The sequence below is a fragment of the Mesorhizobium sp. M2C.T.Ca.TU.002.02.1.1 genome (assembly GCF_003997225.1).
The window spans coordinates 1-755 of sequence record NZ_RZTO01001393.1 but is presented as its reverse complement, the minus strand read 5'-3'; the positions used below and the strand labels follow the sequence as shown (position 1 = coordinate 755).

Sequence of the window (755 nt, the reverse complement as noted above, 5' to 3'; positions counted from 1 at the left end):
GACCCGGGCCGTGCTGGTGCGGTTGGCTAAGGAACGGGCGCCGGCCTCGTAGCCTTCACCCCTGCGGTGGCGCGGCCGTCCTGGTACGCGTACGCTCCAGGCCCAACTGCCGCTCGCGCCAGATGATGAAAATGCCGGCGGCAACCACGATCACGCCGCCGACCAGCGTATTGAGCGAGGTCACGTCGCCGAACACCAGATAGCCGACGACGACGCCGAGGATCATCGAGGTGTATTCGAAGGGCGCCACGACCGAGGCTTCGGCATGGCGATAGGCCGCCGTCATCAGGATCTGGCCGAGGCCGCCGCAGAAGCCGGCAAAAACAAGGAGCGCGGCCTGCATCGGCGTCAGCGCCTGCCAGCCAAAGGGCAATGTAAAGAGCGATAACACCGAAGCCGTCGAGGAGAACCATAAAACGATGGTCGCCGTCTTCTCGGTCTGGACGAGATTGCGCACCAGAAGCATGGCGACCGCCGAGATCGCGGCGGCGATCAGCGCCGCCATGACGCCCAACACCTCCTGGTCGTCGAGGCCCTCATCGGAATTGAGCAGCGTCAGTTCCGGCCAGGAGATGACCAGCACACCGGCAAGACCGACGGCAACCGCGCTCCAACGGTAGACGCGGATCGTCTCGCCGAGGAAGACCGAGGAGAACACCACGACCAGCAACGGCTGGGCGTAGTTCAGCGTGATCGCTTCGGGCAGCGGCAGCCTGGTCAATGCGAAGAAGCCGAGCCCCATGGCGCCGACGCCG

1 protein-coding gene is annotated in these 755 nt (G+C 65.4%); it reads right to left on the bottom strand.

Annotated elements, in window-relative coordinates; all coding sequences use genetic code 11:
• Positions 1-55: 55 nt before the first annotated feature.
• Positions 56-755: DMT family transporter (locus tag EOD07_RS36320; RefSeq protein ID WP_164772952.1), on the bottom strand; the 700-nt coding region annotated here is incomplete at its 5' end.